At 50.1% G+C, this 19,228-nt stretch carries 18 protein-coding genes and 1 rRNA gene; 3 read left to right on the plus strand and 16 right to left on the minus strand.

Annotated features, from left to right (window positions below; translation table 11 throughout):
• The 5 genes from IO95_RS09235 to pepQ all read right to left on the minus strand — a co-directional run.
• Positions 1 to 108, minus strand: a 16S ribosomal RNA gene (locus IO95_RS09235); the annotation flags it as partial.
• Between the two features lie 412 nt (positions 109 to 520).
• Positions 521 to 1,054, minus strand: coding sequence for a menaquinone-dependent protoporphyrinogen IX dehydrogenase (gene hemG, locus IO95_RS09240; RefSeq protein ID WP_023491992.1), 534 nt, complete (start codon positions 1,052 to 1,054; stop codon positions 521 to 523).
• A gap of 21 nt (positions 1,055 to 1,075) precedes the next feature.
• Positions 1,076 to 2,527: a Trk system potassium transporter TrkH gene (trkH, locus tag IO95_RS09245; RefSeq protein WP_023491993.1), complete on the minus strand. Its 1,452-nt coding sequence runs from the start codon at positions 2,525 to 2,527 to the stop codon at positions 1,076 to 1,078.
• A 35-nt stretch (positions 2,528 to 2,562) separates the two neighbouring features.
• Positions 2,563 to 3,177: an IMPACT family protein gene (locus IO95_RS09250; protein WP_023491994.1), complete on the minus strand. Its 615-nt coding sequence runs from the start codon at positions 3,175 to 3,177 to the stop codon at positions 2,563 to 2,565.
• Positions 3,177 to 4,508: a Xaa-Pro dipeptidase gene (pepQ, locus tag IO95_RS09255; protein WP_023491995.1), complete on the minus strand. Its 1,332-nt coding sequence runs from the start codon at positions 4,506 to 4,508 to the stop codon at positions 3,177 to 3,179. Before pepQ ends, IO95_RS09250 begins: the two co-directional genes overlap by 1 nt.
• A gap of 328 nt (positions 4,509 to 4,836) precedes the next feature.
• On the opposite strand from pepQ, the gene fadB reads away from it, so the two are divergent.
• On the plus strand, positions 4,837 to 7,029 hold the full coding sequence (gene fadB, locus IO95_RS09260; protein WP_023492545.1) for a fatty acid oxidation complex subunit alpha FadB: 2,193 nt from the start codon (positions 4,837 to 4,839) through the stop codon (positions 7,027 to 7,029).
• Positions 7,030 to 7,039: 10 nt separating this feature from the next.
• Positions 7,040 to 8,203 carry an acetyl-CoA C-acyltransferase FadA gene (fadA, locus tag IO95_RS09265; RefSeq protein WP_023492546.1) on the plus strand — a complete coding sequence of 388 codons (1,164 nt, stop codon included), beginning with the start codon at positions 7,040 to 7,042 and terminating at the stop codon, positions 8,201 to 8,203.
• A 219-nt stretch (positions 8,204 to 8,422) separates the two neighbouring features.
• Here the strand turns inward: fadA and fre are convergent, their stop codons facing one another.
• The 3 genes from fre to pepE are packed head-to-tail and all read right to left on the minus strand — an operon-like array spanning position 8,423 to position 11,474.
• Positions 8,423 to 9,124: an NAD(P)H-flavin reductase gene (gene fre, locus IO95_RS09270; protein WP_023492547.1), complete on the minus strand. Its 702-nt coding sequence runs from the start codon at positions 9,122 to 9,124 to the stop codon at positions 8,423 to 8,425.
• 49 nt (positions 9,125 to 9,173) lie between these two features.
• The gene (ubiD, locus tag IO95_RS09275; RefSeq protein WP_023492548.1) at positions 9,174 to 10,694 is read right to left on the minus strand and encodes a 4-hydroxy-3-polyprenylbenzoate decarboxylase; all 1,521 of its coding nucleotides are present in this window, start codon (positions 10,692 to 10,694) and stop codon (positions 9,174 to 9,176) included.
• Between the two features lie 54 nt (positions 10,695 to 10,748).
• Positions 10,749 to 11,474 carry a dipeptidase PepE gene (gene pepE / locus IO95_RS09280; protein WP_037385032.1) on the minus strand — a complete coding sequence of 242 codons (726 nt, stop codon included), beginning with the start codon at positions 11,472 to 11,474 and terminating at the stop codon, positions 10,749 to 10,751.
• Positions 11,475 to 11,880: 406 nt separating this feature from the next.
• On the opposite strand from pepE, the gene rfaH reads away from it, so the two are divergent.
• The gene (gene rfaH, locus IO95_RS09285) at positions 11,881 to 12,369 is read left to right on the plus strand and encodes a transcription/translation regulatory transformer protein RfaH (protein ID WP_023490759.1); all 489 of its coding nucleotides are present in this window, start codon (positions 11,881 to 11,883) and stop codon (positions 12,367 to 12,369) included.
• A gap of 121 nt (positions 12,370 to 12,490) precedes the next feature.
• Here the strand turns inward: rfaH and hemB are convergent, their stop codons facing one another.
• The 8 genes from hemB to ubiE all read right to left on the minus strand — a co-directional run bounded on the left by hemB (position 12,491) and on the right by ubiE (position 19,160).
• A complete protein-coding gene (hemB, locus tag IO95_RS09290; protein WP_023490760.1) occupies positions 12,491 to 13,513 on the minus strand; it encodes a porphobilinogen synthase in 1,023 nt (340 codons plus the stop codon).
• Positions 13,514 to 13,527: 14 nt separating this feature from the next.
• Positions 13,528 to 14,310, minus strand: coding sequence for a 3'-5' ssDNA/RNA exonuclease TatD (gene tatD, locus IO95_RS09295; protein WP_023490761.1), 783 nt, complete (start codon positions 14,308 to 14,310; stop codon positions 13,528 to 13,530).
• A 42-nt stretch (positions 14,311 to 14,352) separates the two neighbouring features.
• On the minus strand, positions 14,353 to 15,120 hold the full coding sequence (tatC, locus tag IO95_RS09300; RefSeq protein WP_023490762.1) for a Sec-independent protein translocase subunit TatC: 768 nt from the start codon (positions 15,118 to 15,120) through the stop codon (positions 14,353 to 14,355).
• Positions 15,121 to 15,123: 3 nt separating this feature from the next.
• The gene (tatB, locus tag IO95_RS09305; protein ID WP_023490763.1) at positions 15,124 to 15,660 is read right to left on the minus strand and encodes a Sec-independent protein translocase protein TatB; all 537 of its coding nucleotides are present in this window, start codon (positions 15,658 to 15,660) and stop codon (positions 15,124 to 15,126) included.
• Between the two features lie 3 nt (positions 15,661 to 15,663).
• Entirely contained in the window at positions 15,664 to 15,924 is a 261-nt protein-coding gene (tatA, locus tag IO95_RS09310) for a Sec-independent protein translocase subunit TatA (protein WP_023490764.1), read from the minus strand.
• A gap of 230 nt (positions 15,925 to 16,154) precedes the next feature.
• Entirely contained in the window at positions 16,155 to 17,786 is a 1,632-nt protein-coding gene (gene ubiB / locus IO95_RS09315) for a ubiquinone biosynthesis regulatory protein kinase UbiB (protein WP_023490765.1), read from the minus strand.
• Entirely contained in the window at positions 17,783 to 18,391 is a 609-nt protein-coding gene (locus IO95_RS09320; protein ID WP_023490766.1) for an SCP2 domain-containing protein, read from the minus strand. The genes ubiB and IO95_RS09320 overlap by 4 nt, the downstream gene beginning before the upstream one ends.
• 13 nt (positions 18,392 to 18,404) lie before the next feature.
• Positions 18,405 to 19,160, minus strand: coding sequence for a bifunctional demethylmenaquinone methyltransferase/2-methoxy-6-polyprenyl-1,4-benzoquinol methylase UbiE (gene ubiE / locus IO95_RS09325; protein WP_023490767.1), 756 nt, complete (start codon positions 19,158 to 19,160; stop codon positions 18,405 to 18,407).
• Positions 19,161 to 19,228: the final 68 nt, after the last annotated feature.

The following is a 19,228-nucleotide window of genomic DNA, read 5'->3' on the forward strand; positions in this document are numbered from 1 at the left end:
CCGCCGCTCGTCACCCAGGGAGCAAGCTCCCCTGTGCTACCGCTCGACTTGCATGTGTTAAGCCTGCCGCCAGCGTTCAATCTGAGCCATGATCAAACTCTTCAATTAAAAGCTTGATTTGCTAAGTTAATAGCGATGCTCAAAGATTACTGCATGAATTTTACTTACATGAGTCACTCTTTAAGACTTGATATTTTTTTGTTGCCGAAGCAACTGGATATCGTCTTTGTGAGTGCCCACACAGATTGTCTGATAAATTGTTAAAGAGCGTGGTTACCAAAACTTCCTGGTAACGCGGGAGGCAAATAATACGCTTTCCCGCTGAAGAGTCAACCTTTTTCTCCACAAGAGACGGTGTTTTCACCGGGTTGCTTCTTCCTGCCTAGGCGACTTGTCAGCCGTTGTTCCCGAGCAGTGGAGGCGCATTATAGGGAGTTCTCAGTTCACCGCAACCCCTAAATTCAAAAAACATTTCAACCGCGTCTTTTTTCGGCAAAGCGCGCTTTTATTCAGCTTTCTATCACTTTTCATGCTGAATATGGCTGAATTCCTGGGTAAAACGATCAACTTGCTGCCAGTCGGTATATTCTACTTCTTTACTGGTATCCGTTTCCCCACCCGTGATTTTCATAATAAGACGAATCATCACTCGATCTAACCAGCGGTAACGCGGATAACGCAAAGCACCGGCAAACACCGCGCACTGCTTAGGTTGCCACGGTGAGGAAAGCAAAAACTTGCGGGTATAGGCATTCGTTTGTGGTGACCGTTTCTCTGGCTTACGTGCTGTCAGATTAGTAGCAAAGAATGCACTGGGTATGTGATTCAACTGCGTTGCATTGCGCTTAACAAACTTTTTCAGTGCCGGATGGAAACGCCCATAACGCACCGAAGCACCGATCAATATCTGTTGGTACTGCGTCAAATCAATATCGTCGGCCTGTTGCAGCGAGATAACGTCACAATTCAGCGTGTCCTGCAGTTTGTTAGCAATATAGAAAGCAATCGCTTGTGTTTGTCCATCACGGCTCGAATAAAGAATCAGTGCCTTCATGGCGATCCCCTTTGAATAATGTTAGTCACGCCAAAATGTCGGTGTGAAAAGAACCAGCAACGTAAAAACCTCTAAGCGGCCAAACAACATATTCAAAATCAAAATCCACTTTGAGGCTGGCGGCATAGTGGTAAAATTGTCAGCAACGACACCCAGTCCAGGCCCTAGGTTGTTAAGGGTAGCAGTAACAGCAGCAAAAGCTGAGAACTCATCCACCCCCGTTGCAATAATAGCCAACATGCTAACGATAAACACCAGCGCATAGGCCGAAAAGAACCCCCATATTGCTTCGAGGATACGTTCCGGCAACGCACGGTTACCTAACTTGATGGTATACACGGCATTCGGATGCACTAGCCGCTTCAGTTCGCGCGAGCCTTGTAGATATAACAATAAGATGCGGATCACTTTCAGTCCGCCCCCCGTTGACCCCGCACAACCCCCAATAAATGAGGCACACAATAGCAATATTGGCAAAAACAGCGGCCATTGTGAAAAGCTATCGGTGGTGAAGCCTGCTGTACCTGCCATGGAAACCACTTGAAAGAATGCCTGATTAATAGTTTCCATGCCGGTTTTATAGACGCCATGCCACCACAATATAACAATGCACAGAAAAATCAGCGTGAACTGCACCGCAATATACATGCGGAACTCCAAATCTCGCCAATAGATTTTCAAGCTACGTCCAGTTAACAGCGCAAAATGCAGGCCGAAGTTGCAGCCAGATATTAATAGGAAGATACCTATAATGGTATTAATGGTTGGGCTGGCGAAGTAGCCAATACTGGCATCGTGGGTAGAGAAACCACCAATTGCAATCGTCGAAAAGCTATGGCCGATGGCATCAAACGCTGACATGCCCGCCGCCCACAAGGCAAGGGCACAAACAACGGTCAGTAATAGATAGATAAGCCATAAGGTTTTAGCGGTTTCAGCAATCCGTGGCCGCATCTTGTTGTCTTTCAGTGGGCCCGGCATTTCAGCACGATACAGTTGCATACCGCCAACCCCCAGAATAGGCAGTATGGCTACAGCCAGTACAATAATCCCCATCCCCCCCAGCCACTGCAGCATTTGGCGATAAAACAGAATCGCCTTAGGCAAGGAATCCAACCCGACCAACGTTGTCGCTCCCGTTGTGGTTAAACCAGAGAAGGATTCAAAAAACGCATCAGTCAACGTTAAATTGGGGTATTCAGAAAATAGAAATGGCAATGCTCCAACGCTACCTAGCACGGTCCAGAACAACACCACTATCAGAAAACCTTCACGCTGCTTGAGTTCGTGTTTCTGTTTACGATTTGGCCACCAGAGAACCAAGCCAATCGTCACTGCAACCACAAAGGTCTGGCTGAAAGCACGTCCTGCACCATCTCGGTATATCAATGACACCAAGCCCGGAATGAACATCGTTCCGGAAAACAGAATAACCAAGAGTCCCACGATACGGGTTATAGAGCGAAAATGCATTCCAGCACGATCCTTAACCATTTAGTTGACGGTAACTATTGCGAGATAGGGATTAAGTGCAAACTTCCACGGCTAAGATCACGCAATTTATTCCCGAATGTCTCAGTGACTGTGGCTGGTAATGCTATATGTAGCACAACAGCAACACCATATTCCCCATGAATAATGTGTCCTTCACTGTGCTGAATAAGATTTTCAACCAATGCCAACTGGGCATAATCGCACTGCAAAGTATAGGCAATCTGTGGGATCTTGTAGCTGACAACCAGTTGTTTTAGTGCCTGTTGTACTCCACTGCCATAAGCTCTCACCAAGCCACCCGTACCTAATTTAACCCCACCGTAGTAGCGCACGACGACGGCGGTAATTTCACCAATACCGCTCCCCATCAATTGAGCCAAGATAGGTTTACCCGCCGTACCAGAAGGTTCACCATCATCCGAAAAACCCAATTGCTGCGAATCATTGGGGGCACCAGCAACAAAAGCCCAGCAGTGATGCCGGGCGGTGGGGTGTTCTGCACGAACCTGCTGGATGAAAGCTTTCGCTGCGTCTACCCCACAAGTTGGTGCCAGCAAGGTGATAAAGCGGCTCTTTTTTATCTCTTCACTGACGCTGATAGCCGCATCGGGGATCAAGTAAGGTTCCATCAAGACAGATGAAGGTCTCGTGTCATATTCTCGATACGCTTGTCATGAATCACAATATTGTCCTCAATACGAATGCCACCAAAAGGTTTCAGGGCATCAATACGATCCCAAGCAAAATGTTTGCTAAATGCACCGTTACGCCATGGTGCCAACAGTGATTCAATAAAGTACAACCCGGGTTCGATAGTCAACACCATACCTGGCTGTAATACGCGCGTACAACGCAAGAAAGGATGTTTAGCCGGTGCAGCGAGTTGAGTGCCCTCCTCATCTTGCATAAATCCCGCCACATCATGTACCTGCAACCCAAGTGGATGGCCTAAGCCATGTGGCAGGAACGGGCTGGTAATCTCTTGCTCTACCATGGCCTCTTCACTAAGACCATTCACCAGCTTATGGTTTTTCAGTAGTTTGGCAATTCGCTGATGCATCTGCAGATGATAGTCGGTATAGCGTACCCCGGCTTTCATAGTATCAATTAAAGCCAATTGTTCACTATTAAGGTCTTTCACCAATCTGGCGAAAGCATTATCACTCTGCCCAGCATAAGTACGAGTCAGATCGGCAGCATAGCCGTTATATTCAGCACCCGCATCAATCAGAAAGCTGCGTAACTCGGCAGGTGGCTGTTGCTCCAGTTTGGTGTAATGCAACACGGCGGCATGCTCATTGAGAGCCACTATATTATCGTAGGGTACGTCGGTATCACGGTGCCCTGTTGCCGTTAGATAAGCCTGATTTATATCAAACTCACTCAGACCAGATTGAAATGCCTCATAAGCCGCACGATGGCCTATGACCGCCATCTTCTGCGCTTCACGCATACAGGCCAACTCATAAGCCGTTTTGCACGAACGATGAAAATCAAGGTAATTCAGCACTGCTTGTGGATTGATATTTTCCTCGGCAATACCCAGGGAAAGTGCGCGCTGTGGTGCATAACCGATATAGCCTACACGCCCGAGCTGTGGTGGCAGTTGGCTGTCGATGTCATCCGCCTTAACCAGCGGCAGTAATTCAACGGATTGGGTCCAGAAACTGTTCGGTAATGGCTCAACGCTATGCCAATAATCCACTGGGGAATAAAACCAAAGCTTGGGTTTGTTAACACCATCAACCCATAACCAACAATTCGGTACGGAAGTCACTGGCACCCAGGCTTTGAAGTGGGCGTTCACTTTAAACGGATAATATTGGTCATCCAGAAATACCCGTTGTAGTTCCCCGGAATGAATCAGCAATGCATCCAGCTTGTTACGTGCTAATACCTCACAAGCCCGTTTTTGCAGTGCTACCAGGTGGTCGTTATACAAAGCAGCCAGTGTTTCCATTGCAATACCTTTATCCCCTCAGAACGGAAGAGAGCATCTTAACATACTGATCCTGTGCGCCAACCCCATCACCTTGTGCCTATGGTATGTTCACCAAACCACCATCACCCTGTGACATAAGGCAATGAAAACCGCTCCGAAACCAACACAATTTCCAATGGCATTGCTTGCATAACCATAAAAAACACCATATATCAGTGAATTATACATTTTTCCTGTGATCGGGTTTGCAAATATCCACTCTGTAATTTGCATATTTTTAACATAAAAACCACACTTCTTATCATCTGGTCGTACCAGATAACACCTGCAGACTCAGGAGACAGACATGCTCTACCAAGGCGAAACATTGCAAGTACAGTGGCTCGACAACGGCATTGCCGAGTTAGTATTCAACGCGCCAGGCTTGGTCAACAAGCTCGATACCGGCACGGTGGCCAGTCTCGGGGCTGCACTTGATGTGCTGGAACAACAGACCGAGCTGAAAGGGTTACTACTGCGCTCCTCCAAAGCCGCCTTTATTGTTGGGGCTGATATCAACGAATTTCTCTCACTGTTTGCGGCTCCAGCTGAACAACTTCATCAGTGGCTGCGGTTTGCCAATGCCATCTTTAATCGCCTGGAAGACTTACCGGTACCGACTATCGCCGCCATTAACGGCTACGCCTTGGGGGGCGGCTGTGAATGTGTTCTGGCGACGGATTTTCGTATCGCTTCGCCAGATGTGCGTATCGGTCTTCCGGAAACCAAGCTGGGTATTATGCCGGGATTTGGCGGTTCCGTGCGTTTACCTCGTCTGTTAGGCAATGACAGCGCACTGGAAATCATTACCGCCGGCAAAGATATTGATGCTCAAGAAGCCCTTAAAGTCGGTCTGATCGATGCGGTGGTCGCTAACGAGAAATTGCCTGAAGCAGCGCTAAAAATGCTACAACTGGCGATTAATGGTCAGCTTGACTGGCGTGCTCGCCGCCAACCGAAACTGGAACCGCTAAAACTTAATGCGACCGAAGCAGCAATGAGCTTCACCACAGCCAAAGGGCTGGTATTGCAGCACGCGGGGACGCATTACCCAGCCCCCATGGTGGCCGTAAAAACAATTGAAGCCGCCGCCAAGCTGGGCCGTAATGAAGCACTAGAATTGGAAACCGCCAGCTTTGTGCCTTTAGCCGGCTCTAGCGAAGCCCGTGCTTTAGTGGGCATTTTCCTCAATGAGCAGTTCGTCAAAGGCAAAGCCAAGAAACTGGCGAAAAACATTGAAGCACCACAGCAAGCGGCGGTATTAGGGGCCGGAATTATGGGGGGCGGAATCGCCTATCAATCGGCACTGAAAGGTGTGCCGGTCATAATGAAAGACATCAATGACAAATCCTTGGCGCTTGGCATGAGTGAAGCCGCCAAGCTCCTGAACAAGCAACTGGCTCGTGGCAAATTGGATGGTCTGAAGATGGCGCAAGTGTTATCAACCATTCAGCCCCGTCTTGATTACGCCGGTATTGAACGTGCACAACTGATTGTTGAAGCTGTAGTCGAAAACCCGAAAGTGAAAGCCGCCGTGCTGTCAGAAGTAGAAGCGTTGGTTGGCGAAGAGACTATTCTGGCTTCTAACACCTCAACCATCCCGATTAGTCAGTTGGCAAAATCATTGCAGCGGCCACAGAATTTCTGCGGTATGCACTTTTTTAATCCCGTGCCTCGCATGCCTTTAGTAGAAATTATTCGTGGTGAACAGAGCAGTGACCACACGATTGCCGCCGTTGTCGCTTATGCCATCCGCATGGGCAAAACACCGATAGTGGTCAACGATTGCCCAGGGTTCTTCGTTAACCGCGTGTTGTTCCCCTATTTTTCCGGTTTTAGCCTGCTACTGCGCGATGGGGGGAATTTCCGCCAGATCGACAACGTGATGGAAAAACAGTTTGGCTGGCCAATGGGCCCCGCTTACCTGTTAGACGTTGTCGGCATTGATACCGCCCACCATGCGCAGGCGGTCATGGCCAGCGGTTTCCCTGAGCGTATGAGCAAGAATTACCGTGATGCCATCGACGTTATGTTTGATCACCAACGTTACGGTCAAAAAAACCAGTTGGGCTTCTACCATTACAGCCAGGACAGCAAAGGAGCACCACGTAAAGAGTACGACCAGCAAACCGATACGCTGTTGGCTGCAACCAGCCAATCCGCTCAGGACTTCAGCAGTGACGAGATCATCGCTCGGATGATGATCCCCATGATTAACGAAGTGGTTCGTTGCCTGGAGGAAGGTATCGTCGCCAGCCCGGCTGAGGCAGATATGGCACTGGTTTATGGCATTGGGTTCCCTCCGTTTCATGGTGGTGCATTCCGCTATCTGGATACGATCGGTACCGCTAATTATGTCAAAATGGCACAGCATTACGCTTATCTGGGGCCTCAGTACCAGGTTCCAGCCGGTCTGCTCACCAAAGCAGAACGTAACGAAAGCTACTACCCGGTGGTGACAGCGGCGCTGTCTGACTTTTCCACTGGCCAACCGGCATAAGGTCATAACGATGGAAAATGTAGTCATTATTGATGCAGTGCGGACCCCAATGGGCCGCTCAAAAGGGGGCGCTTTCCGTCAGGTCCGTGCTGAAGCGCTTTCTGCTCACCTGATGCGTGCCCTGTTGAGCCGTAATCCTGCGGTTAACGCCGCTGAAATTGATGATATTTACTGGGGCTGTGTACAACAAACGTTGGAACAGGGCTTTAATATCGCCCGTAACGCCTCGCTGTTAGCGGAGATCCCGCATAGTGTCCCGGCTGTGACGGTGAACCGTTTATGCGGTTCCTCCATGCAAGCTTTACATGATGCGGCTCGCATGATCATGGTCGGTGACGCGCATATCAGTCTGATTGGCGGTGTAGAGCATATGGGCCATGTCCCCATGAACCATGGTGTGGATTTCAACCCAAATTTAAGCCGCAACGTAGCAAAAGCCGCCGGAATGATGGGCCTAACCGCAGAACTATTAGCCAAAATGCACCACATCAGCCGAGAGATGCAGGATCAATTTGCCGCTCGCTCCCACCAACGGGCTTATGCCGCAACGCAATCAGGCTATTTTAAACATGAAATTGTGCCCACCCTCGGCCACGATGCTAGCGGTGTCATGATAGCTTACGACTATGATGAAGTTATCCGCCCGGAAACCACGGTTGCCAATCTAGCCGCGCTCCCCACTGTGTTCGATCCAGTAAACGGTACGGTAACGGCGGGGAGCTCTTCAGCTCTGTCTGATGGGGCGTCAGCCATGCTTATCATGAGTGAGTCGCGCGCTAAAATGCTCGGTTTGAAAGCCCGTGCGCGCATCCGCTCAATGGCGGTCGTTGGCTGCGATCCGTCAATGATGGGTTATGGCCCGGTCCCCGCCAGTAAGCTGGCATTAAAACGCGCAGGGCTGAATGTTCAGGATATTGATCTGTTTGAATTGAATGAAGCTTTTGCTGCCCAGTCACTTCCCTGTATTAAAGATCTTGGGCTGCTGGAATGCCTAGACGACAAGGTCAACCTGAACGGTGGTGCCATTGCACTTGGCCACCCATTAGGCTGCTCTGGGGCCCGCATCTCGACCACCTTGCTGAACAATATGGAACGATGTGATGCACAGTTCGGGCTGGCCACGATGTGTATTGGTCTGGGTCAGGGCATTACCACGATATTTGAACGCGTCTGAGAGGAGCCCCAAGCGGGCATCTTGACGGTTTGCTTACCTTCCCCGCTGGTCAGCGGGGATTTTTCAGCCTGCCGTTTGAATGGTGCCGGGTATATACCCAAGTTTATTCAAGTTGCAGGTAGGCGGCAACTGAGTGAGTCCCCAGGAGCTTACTCAAGTAAGTGACTGGGGTGAGTGAAAGCAGCCAACAACCCTGCAGTTTGAATGGTGCCGGGTATATTAGATAAACGAAAAAGCATCACCATACATATGCGCTTCCAATGCACCACGTTCAGCGCAAAAAAGCTCACGGGCGATTTTCGCCATCTCAAAACGACCTGCGATATAGATGTCATGCTCCGCTAATGAACCAAAATCCTGCATGACAGCACTTAATACGGTACCACTGCGACCATGCCAGCCAGCATCTGACTGCTCGACCACCGGAATCACCTTCAGGTTCGGGTACTGTTGCGCGAGCGCTTCCAACTCACTCAGATCATAAAGATGCTTCAGCTCACGCCCTCCCCAATAAATGGAGATATCACGGTCAGGTTGCTGTTCAAGGGCGGTCAGTAGAATGGAGCGCACATAAGAGAATCCGGTGCCACCAGCAATCAGCACCAACGGGCGTTGACTCTCTTCACGCAACCAGGCATCACCATGGGGCATATCAACCGTAATCGCTTGCTCTTTCAGCACCCGGTCCATGACCGCCATCGCATACAAATTAAGCTCTGAAGCACCAATGTGCAGCTCAATATACTCTTGTTGCTGCGGAGTAGAGGCTACAGAGAACGGACGTTTGTCACGCTCGTCCATCACAACCATCAAGTATTGCCCGGCTTTGAACGAAAACGGGGTTTCTGGTACTAAACGTACCCGGTACACGGTATCAGTAATGGCCTCGACGGAGGTCACTTTGCAGTTCAATATTGTCATGAGTTCCCTCTGTGGGTCATCAATACCAGACAGCGAACAGAGCCTAATGCTAAAGCGTCGGTTCGTTGTCACTGAATATGGCAAGCTCATCCCAGATTTCATCAATGCGCGCACGCACTTTATCATCCATCTGAATCGGACGGCCCCACTCACGCTGAGTTTCTCCCGGCCATTTATTGGTGGCATCCAGGCCCATTTTCGACCCCAGGCCGGAAACCGGCGAGGCAAAATCCAGATAATCGATCGGTGTATTCTCTAGCAATACCGTATCTCTTGCAGGATCCATCCTCGTGGTGATCGCCCAAATCACATCATTCCAATCACGAGCATTCACGTCATCGTCACATACAATAACAAACTTGGTGTACATAAACTGACGCAGGAACGACCATACTCCCATCATGACGCGTTTAGCATGCCCGGCGTACTGTTTTTTGATGGTGACCACCGCCAAGCGATAGGAACAACCCTCCGGCGGCAGGTAAAAATCAACAATCTCCGGAAACTGTTTTTGCAGTATCGGCACAAACACTTCATTCAAGGCGACACCCATCACTGCGGGCTCATCCGGTGGGCGGCCGGTATAAGTTGAATGATAAATAGCATTACGCCGCTGGGTTATATGAGTCACGGTCAATACCGGGAAGTGATCGACTTCGTTATAGTAACCAGTATGGTCACCATAAGGGCCTTCTGCCGCCATTTCCCCCGGCTCGATATAACCTTCCAGCACAATTTCCGCACTGGCCGGGACTTCGAGATCATTGGAAAGGCATTTGACCACTTCAGTCCGGTTACCGCGCAGTAAACCAGCGAACGCATATTCAGACAGATTATCTGGCACCGGTGTCACCGCCCCAAGAATCGTGGCGGGGTCAGCCCCCAGAGCAACCGCAACGGGGAAACGCTCCCCCGGGTGCGCTTGGCACCACTCCTGATAATCCAGTGCACCACCACGGTGGGAGAGCCAGCGCATAATCAGCTTATTCTTGCCTAGTACCTGCTGACGATAGATGCCCAGATTCTGGCGCTCTTTGTGCGGCCCACGCGTTACCGTCAGCCCCCAGGTGACCAAAGGTGCGACGTCTTCCGGCCAACAATGCATCACGGGAATACGGGCAAGATCAACTTCTTCACCCTGCCAAACCTGCTCCTGGCACGGGGCAGAACCCAGTACCTTGGTGGGCATATTCAACACTTGCTTGTATTTCGGCACTTTCTCGTAGAAGTCACGGAAACCTTTCGGTGGTTCTGGCTCTTTGAGAAACGCCAATAACTGGCCCACTTCACGCAGTGCGCTGACGTCTTCCTGTCCCATCCCCATCGCAACCCGCTTTGGCGTACCAAATAGGTTGCACAATACTGGCATGTCGTAACCCTTCGGATTTTCAAACAACAATGCCGGGCCGCCCGCACGCAACGTGCGGTCAGCAATTTCTGTCATTTCCAGATAGGGATCAATCGGCTGGCTAATGCGTTTTAGCTCCCCTCTCTTTTCCAGCAATGAGAGGAAGTCGCGTAAATCTCGGTATTTCATGCTGAACTTTATCATGACCTGTGAGATAGGCATTATAAGGCCTCTTCTCAGTTACTGCTGCAATTTTGTTAAACAAAAGTCAACATGTTAGTAGCAGGTGAATGGCACCAAGGATCGCAAGGCCGAGGTATCGACATATTCCTGCGTTTCTACCCCGTGACGGAAGACTTTGAAACCCTGCTCTCTGGCACTGAAATAATGCAAATCGTTACCACAAACCTGTAATAGGCTCCCTTCGCGCAGCGCTATCACCGACTCACTGGGGTTAATCGCACAAAACTCTGCCAGACGCTCATCTCGCGTCTCACCCAAATGGCCGCTGATATGGGCATCAATATAGTGTGGGTTAATCTGTACCGGGAACAACCCCAACGCCGGTAAAACCACACTGTTGCGCACCGGCATATCGTTGGTGGTACGGATGCTCGGCGTCGCCACGTTACAACCCGCACTCCAACCCACATAAGGGACATGGCGTTCACGCACCGCTCGTTGGATTGGCACAATCAAACCATTTTCATGCAGCATCTGGTTGAGTATCCAGGTATTTCCCCCACTAACCAGAATACATTCAGCCTGGGCTATCGCCTCTGCTGGTGACTCAGCGTGATTAATGTTATCCACTTTGATACCCAGCGTATTGGCCAACTCTTGAGCACGCTGATGTTGGTCACCACGGACCATGGCATAAGGAATAAATACCGCAGAAGTGATATGACGGCGAGCAATCATTGCCAACAGTTGGTTTTTGGCATAACCGAGCAACTCCGCTTCAGCGGAAAGTTTGCCATTACTCAGCAAAAAAAGTTCCATATTCCCTCTCGATTCAAGAACGCTAATAACGTCACATTGGGCATCGGGTACGCTTGCCATACGGTGACAACCACAAATTTAAAGCCTAGAGTTATACCTGAACTGAGCAAACAAATATGTGACTTTCCGCTGACTCCCCCATAAACTTGTTATCCCCACCGTCGTTCAAGCGACGACTATACTGTAGATATTGCCCTTACATCATGAAAGAAAAAAACGAAAAAATTCATCGATATCAAAGAGAAAAACCACACGATTGGGATCACTGTTTAAATCCGCTTATTTTTTCACCTACAAATCAGGTGAAATAAGGAGTTATCTGAATTTTCATCCGACCCTCAGGTTATTTAGGTATCCCGAGTGGATTTTGGTATGCTTAGCCGTTGGCAGAAAGGCGTGTGAAACTATGAAATCTTGGTATTTACTTTATTGTAAACGCGGCCAATTGTTACGGGCGCAGGAACATCTGGTACGACAACTCGTTGGCTGCTTTAGCCCGATTATCAAGTTGGAGAAAATTATTCGCGGCAAACGTACTGTTGTCAGCGAACCGTTATTTCCCAATTATCTGTTTGTGGAGTTCGATCCGGAAATCATTCACACCACCACCATCAGCGCCACCCGTGGCGTCAGCCATTTTGTGCGTTTTGGTGCCTTACCCGTTCAGATACCCGTGCAAGTGGTCGAGGAACTACAAGCATATAGTGGCGAACACTTTATTGACCCGCAGACACCACAGCCAGGCGACGCAGTGGTGATTACCAATGGTATGTTTGAGGGCCTATACGCCATTTATAGTGAACCCGATGGTGAGGCGCGCTCCATGCTGCTACTGAATCTGGTCAATAAGCAAATTAACCAGAGTATTGATAACCGGCAATTTCAAAAATTATAACGTTTCAAAAGCTATAACGTTTCAAAAACACTAACGCCTTCAAGCAAGAAAACCTCACCGGCGCCATCCACCCGGTTGCGGATGAATGACGGCCGAGATATTCCCTGCTTAACGTTAACGATTAACGACGCATCGCATCGTCATGCAACCATTGTGCGACACGTTTAGCAAAATAAGTGAGTACGCCATCGGCACCTGCCCGCTTGAAGCACAACAGCGACTCCATGATCGCCGGTTGCTCCTGTAGCCAACCATTCTGGATCGCGGCCATATGCATCGCGTATTCGCCTGAAACCTGATAGGCAAAGGTCGGTACTCCGAAGGTCTCCTTTACCCGATGAACCACATCCAGATAAGGCATTCCAGGTTTTACCATCACCATGTCTGCGCCTTCTTGCAGATCCTGAGCAATTTCCTGTAGCGCTTCGTCACTGTTAGCCGGGTCCATCTGATAAGTCTTTTTATTACCGCCCTTGAGGTTACCACTCGAGCCCAGCGCATCACGGAAGGGGCCGTAATAGCATGAAGCATATTTGGCTGAATAGGCCATAATCTGGGTATTCACCAAACCTTGTAATTCCAGTCGCTCACGAATAGCCCCAATGCGGCCATCCATCATATCGCTCGGGGCAACAATCTCTGCGCCTGCCTCCGCGTGCGAGAGTGCCTGGCGTACCAGAATATCTTTACTGATATCGTTGATCACATAGCCATGTTCGTCGATCACCCCATCCTGCCCATGAGTGGTATAGGGATCGAGGGCAACATCGGTCAGTATGCCCAACTCAGGAACAGCCTCTTTCAGTGCTCGCACTGTGCGCTGTACCAAGCCTTGCGGGTTATAGGCTTCCTCTGCCTGCAGTGACTTCAGGCTCGGTTCAATCACTGGGAACAAGGAGAGTACCGGCACACCCAGCTTAACCAAGGCTTCCGCTTCTTTGAGCAAGAGATCGATAGTCATGCGTGAAACACCTGGCATTGAAGCAACCGCCTCTTGGCGATTGGTCCCTTCCATCACGAATACCGGGTAAATCAGATCATTAACCGTTAACTGATTTTCTGCCATCAGACGGCGGCTGAAATCATAACGGCGCATACGGCGCATACGGCGACCAGGAAAGGCACCCGGGAATGCATAACTCATACTTTTCTCCTCACTTAGCCCAGCCGGAATACTCGGCGGGCGTTCTCATCCGTTTTCTTGCCTAGCCACGCTGGATCCTCACCACGCCAAGCAGCAACCTGCTGAACAATATGGGGTAAAAAACCCGGTTCGTTGCGGCGGGATGCGGGTTTAGGCTTTAGATCCCGCGGCAGTAAATAAGGTGCATCTGTTTCCAGTAATAAACATTCAGCGGGAATAAGCGGCAACAAGGCACGCAATTCAAGCCCTCGACGCTCATCACAGACCCACCCCGTAATGCCTATCGACAGGCCCAACGCCAAACAGCTGCGCAATTCTTCGGCGCTACCGGTAAAACAGTGCACCACTGCGGCAGGCAGTTTATCTAACCAAGGCTCCAGCAGTGCAACAAAACGTGCATGTGCCTCACGGCAATGCAGGAATACCGGTAAGTTGAGCTCGGCCGCCAATGCTAACTGGGCACTGAATGCCGCTTCCTGTTGCGCCGGGGTAGAAAAGTTGCGATTAAAATCCAGCCCACACTCGCCTATTGCCACGACTTCAGGCCGCTCGGCCAGTTGGCGAATTTGCCGTGCCACCTCAGGGTTCCATGTACTGGCATCATGGGGATGCACACCAGCAGTAGACCAACAATAGCCAGGGTATAGCTGCGCCATCAGGCTGGCTTTAGCACTTTGCGGTGCATTGGTCCCGGTAATCAGCATACCGGTAACCCCCGCACTGCGGGCATCTTCAACCACCTGTGGAGCATCTTTGGCAAATTGTGAACTGGTAAGATTAACACCAATATCAAACATGATTTTTCCAAAGCAAAACCGCCCATCAGGGCGGCTCAGAAATCAGGCTGCTGGCGGTTCTTCGCCTTCATCTTCTTCTGCGGGTTTACGCCCTTTCCCGACATAAAAGCGGGCACAGAACACACCAACCTCAAATAGCAGATACATTGGGATAGCCAGCAAGGTTTGCGAAAACACATCCGGTGGCGTCAATAGCATACCAACGACGAAAGCACCGACCAGCACATACGGCCGTTTTTTTCTCAGGTCTTCAGGTGTGGTCACGCCACTCCAACACAGCAGAATAATCGCCACCGGCACTTCAAAGGCGATGCCAAAGGCCATAAACAGCGCCATGACAAAACTAAGGTAATTACTGATATCCGTGGCAATCAAAACGCCAGCGGGAGCGGTCTTGGCAAAGAAGCCAAACGCCAGCGGGAAGACGATAAAATAGGCGAATGCCATTCCCAAATAAAATAACAAGCTGCTGGATACCAATAACGGCATCATCATACGACGTTCATGCTGATACAAGGCAGGGGCAATAAACGCCCAGACCTGATACAGAATGATTGGCGCGGCGATAATAACCGAAACCATCATCGTCAACTTGATTGGGGTAAAAAACGGTGATGCCACATCAGTGGCGATCATACTCGCCCCAGCAGGCAGTTGCTTAATCAGGGGGGCAGACACCAACTGATAAATGTCGTTGGCAAAAAACACCAACACCAGAAAGACCACCAAAACGCTGATGATCGTATTCAACAATCGCTTACGCAGTTCGATCAAATGACTGATCAACGGTTGAGTATCTTCAACGGCCATGTTTTAACGTTCACCACGCGGTTGTTGAGAGGCAGGGGGAGTATCAGCCACCGGCTGCTGAATAGCCTGCATTGCAAGGCCTTCCGACGGAACGGCCGAGGGGGCAGTCTCTGTTGAGGTCACTCCCTCCACCGGTGTTGCGGTCGAAGAGGCCTTGACCCCTTCGGCTAAATTCACACCATCATGGATGGCCTCAGGATCAACTGCCTGCGGGTTATGAATGGTATGCGGTGTTTCATTGTTATCAGTGTGGTAAGAGCGTTGAAGCGATTCTGCCGCCTCTTTCAATTCTTCCATCGACGCTTTAAGTTCCGGCGTCAAATTCTGCAAGCCTGCCTTCTCTACTTTCTTGAGACTGTCCTGCAACTCCTGCAGTTTCAATTCTTGCGAAAGCTCATTCTGTACTGAGGCGGCCAGAGAGCGTAACGCACGGATCCAACCCGCAACGGTTTTAACCGCCACAGGCAGACGTTCAGGCCCCAGTACCACCAGACCAATTATCAGTACCAGCAGCAGTTCACTAAACCCAATGTCAAACACGGTTTATACCTGCTCTTTATTCTTCGACTCTTCAGCTTTCACTTCCGGCTGCTTATCAGTGATCGGCTTGGCCGCAAAGTCAGCATCAAGGCTGTCTTTTTCAGTTGTATTGGCAGGCGGTGTTTTATCGTCACCTATCGCTTTTTTGAAACCTTTGATTGATGCACCGAGATCGGAACCGAGAGTCCGGAGTTTATTGGTACCAAACAACAGCACCACGATCACCGCGATGATCAACAATTGCCAAATACTAATACCACCCATCGTCATTACCTCAATATAAAAAGAATTATACCCGTCGCCATTCAAACCGCAGCGGTGTTGGCTGTTCTCGTTCACCCTAATCACTTACCCATGTAAGCTCATCGGGACTCTCTCGTTTGCCGCCTACCTGCAACTTGAATGAACTTAGGGTATATACCCGTCGCCATTCAAACTGCAGCGGTGTTGGCTGCAACACTCATTACTGAGAGCGTAAAGCTATTTTCGTTAGGTTATCGGGTTCGTTTCCAACCGATAACCCAGGCGACAACACCCGAAGCCATCAGCCAGGGCGGAAAGACCTCAACGCCCCCCAACAATAAAATCGTACCACTGATTAGCAGTGTAGCGCCAACACCAAATAAATACCTTGATTGACCTTGGCGAACCCGATGAGCCTGCAACTGGCCTGCAAGCTGCTCAACACTTTGTTGTAACCGTTTATGTTGCTGTAGCCCATCATAGAACAATTCAGGTAGCTCCGGCAGTTTCTCAGCCCAGAATGGCGCCTTTTCTTTCAACGCCCGCAGTATGGCTGGAATACCGACCTGGTCCCGCATCCAACTTTCCAGAAATGGCTTGGCGGTGGTCCACAGGTCCAACTGAGGATAAAGCTGGCGACCCAGGCCCTCAACATACAACAGGGTCTTTTGTAACAACACCAGTTGCGGTTGCACTTCCATATTGAAGCGGCGCGCGGTATTGAATAAATTCAGCAGCACATTACCGAATGAGATCTCCGACAAAGGCTTTTCAAAAATCGGCTCGCAGACCGTACGGATAGCAAACTCAAAATCTTCCACATTGGTCTCATGGGGCACCCAACCGGAATCAACATGCAACTCGGCAACCTTGCGATAATCACGGTTAAAGAAGGCGATAAAGTTCTCTGCCAAATAACGTTTATCCTCCTTGTTCAAGGAACCGACAATGCCAAAGTCGATACCAATGTAGAGAGGATCTTCCGGATGTTCATGGCTGACAAAAATATTGCCCGGATGCATATCGGCATGGAAGAAACTGTCGCGAAATACTTGAGTAAAGAATACCTGCACCCCACGTTCTGCCAGCAGTTTCATATTGGTGTTCTGCTGTTCAAGGGCCGCAATATCTGACACTGGGATACCGTAAATCCGCTCCATCACCAAGACGCTTTCACGGCAGTAATCCGCGTAGACTTCGGGGATATACAGCATCGGGCTACCATCAAAATTACGGCGTAGTTGAATGGCGTTTGCCGCTTCGCGCATCAGGTTCAATTCGTCCAGCAAGGTCTTTTCATATTCGCGTACCACCTCACGTGGGCGCAGGCGGCGACCATCGGACAGCAGTATCGGCACCCAATCCGCCAGTCGATACATCAGGCGCACATCGGCGTTGATAATCGGCCTGATATCAGGACGGATCACTTTCAACACCACCTCTTTCCCGGTACTTTTCAAGCGCGCGGTGTGCACTTGCGCAATGGAAGCAGAGGCCAACGCTTGTTGGTCAAAATCATCAAACCAGGTTTCCAGGGGGCCGCCCATCGCCTGTTCGATATATTGTCGCGCCAAATTGCCATCAAAAGGCGCGACGCGATCCTGCAATAGGGTCAGTTGATCAGCAATATGGGGTGGGAACAGATCACGACGCGTCGACATCATCTGACCAAACTTGATCCACACCGGGCCCAGCTCTTGTAAAGCCAAACGCAAGCGTTCACCCAGCGTTTTATCTTTATGGCGGTTTGGCATCCAGAACAGCAGGCGGCGCCCTATACGCAACGGCAGTGTTAAACGTATTTTGGGGATCAACTCATCCAGACCGTAGCTAAGAAAAACGCTGACGATCAGGTAAAGGCGGCAGATTTCGCCAGGCGTCATCGCTTACCCTCCAACTTATCTATACGAGCAATCAGTGCATCCACATGGCGGGCCACCGTATCAACCTCTTCATTAAACCACACCACTTCAAGTGCTCCTGGGGCGATGCGCCACTCTTCCGTCAGGGTTTGTGCCACATAGGCTTGCTGGCTATGCCAGCCTGATTTGAGTAAACCGGCCACTTTACTGACCGCCTGGCCAAGGCTCTCTGCCGCAATGTCCCCCACATAGGGTGCCAACCACTCCGCTGGGTCCCATTCAGCCAGGTCGAGCAACCCCACGAGTTGCTGCACCACCTGAATATCACCGTCGACAATCAGTTCACCACTGCGTATCAGCGGGGAAAGTTGTTGGCGATCACGCAGTTTCATCAACACCGGTATGCTGGTTTTCAGCGTACAGTCAGCAACCTCTTCCGATTCGCCCAATACATCCACACACTGCTCGCTAAATACCAGCACCAAGGGTGAAGAGAGTTGATGTAACTCAATACGTAATACTTTACCCACCAGCCGCTGGCGAGCCGCTTTCATGCTGCGGTCGCGAAACAACAAACTATTGAGCGACGTTTCCAATAGCCCGGTCAGTAGCGAGGTGAGCAACATCGGCATTTCCATATCAGAACTTGTATCCCCGATGTAACGCAACAATCCCACCGGTCAAGTTGAAATAGGTCACGTTGTCGAAACCGGCGTCGCTCATCATTCCCTTTAACGTTTCCTGATCCGGATGCATACGAATCGACTCCGCCAAATAACGATAACTCTCTGGATCTTTCACCACCAGCTCACCAATTTTCGGCAGGATATGGAATGAATAGGCATCGTAGACTTTACTCAAGGGTTCCAACAGCGGCTTGGAGAACTCCAATACCAACAAGCGGCCACCCGGCTTGAGTACACGAAACATGGAACGCAACGCCTTGTCTTTATCAGTGACATTACGCAAGCCAAAAGAGATGGTAATACAGTCGAAATAATTATCGGGGAAAGGCAGGGCTTCCGCATTGGCCTGTACATAGCTGATATTACCGACGATACCCTGGTCACGCAGTTTTTCGCGCCCCATCTTAAGCATCGAGTCGTTGATATCAGCCAGAATCACCTGCCCCTGTTCCCCCACCATGCGGGAAAACTTAGCGGCCAGATCACCGGTGCCCCCGGCCAGATCCAACACCCGCTGACCACGGCGTACGCCGCTACAATCAATGGTAAAACGCTTCCAGACACGGTGGATACCGAACGACATTAAGTCGTTCATCACATCATACTTTGCTGCTACCGAATGAAAAACCTTGGCCACCATGGCCTGTTTTTCAGCTCTGGCGACAGTATGAAAGCCAAAGTCGGTGGTTTCCTGCGTTTGATCTACCATTGTCTTGCCTGCTATTACGTCAATTTAGTGTCGAGAGTGTACCAGAAAGCCACGCAATACCCCACTTT

This window comes from Serratia sp. DD3 (assembly GCF_000496755.2).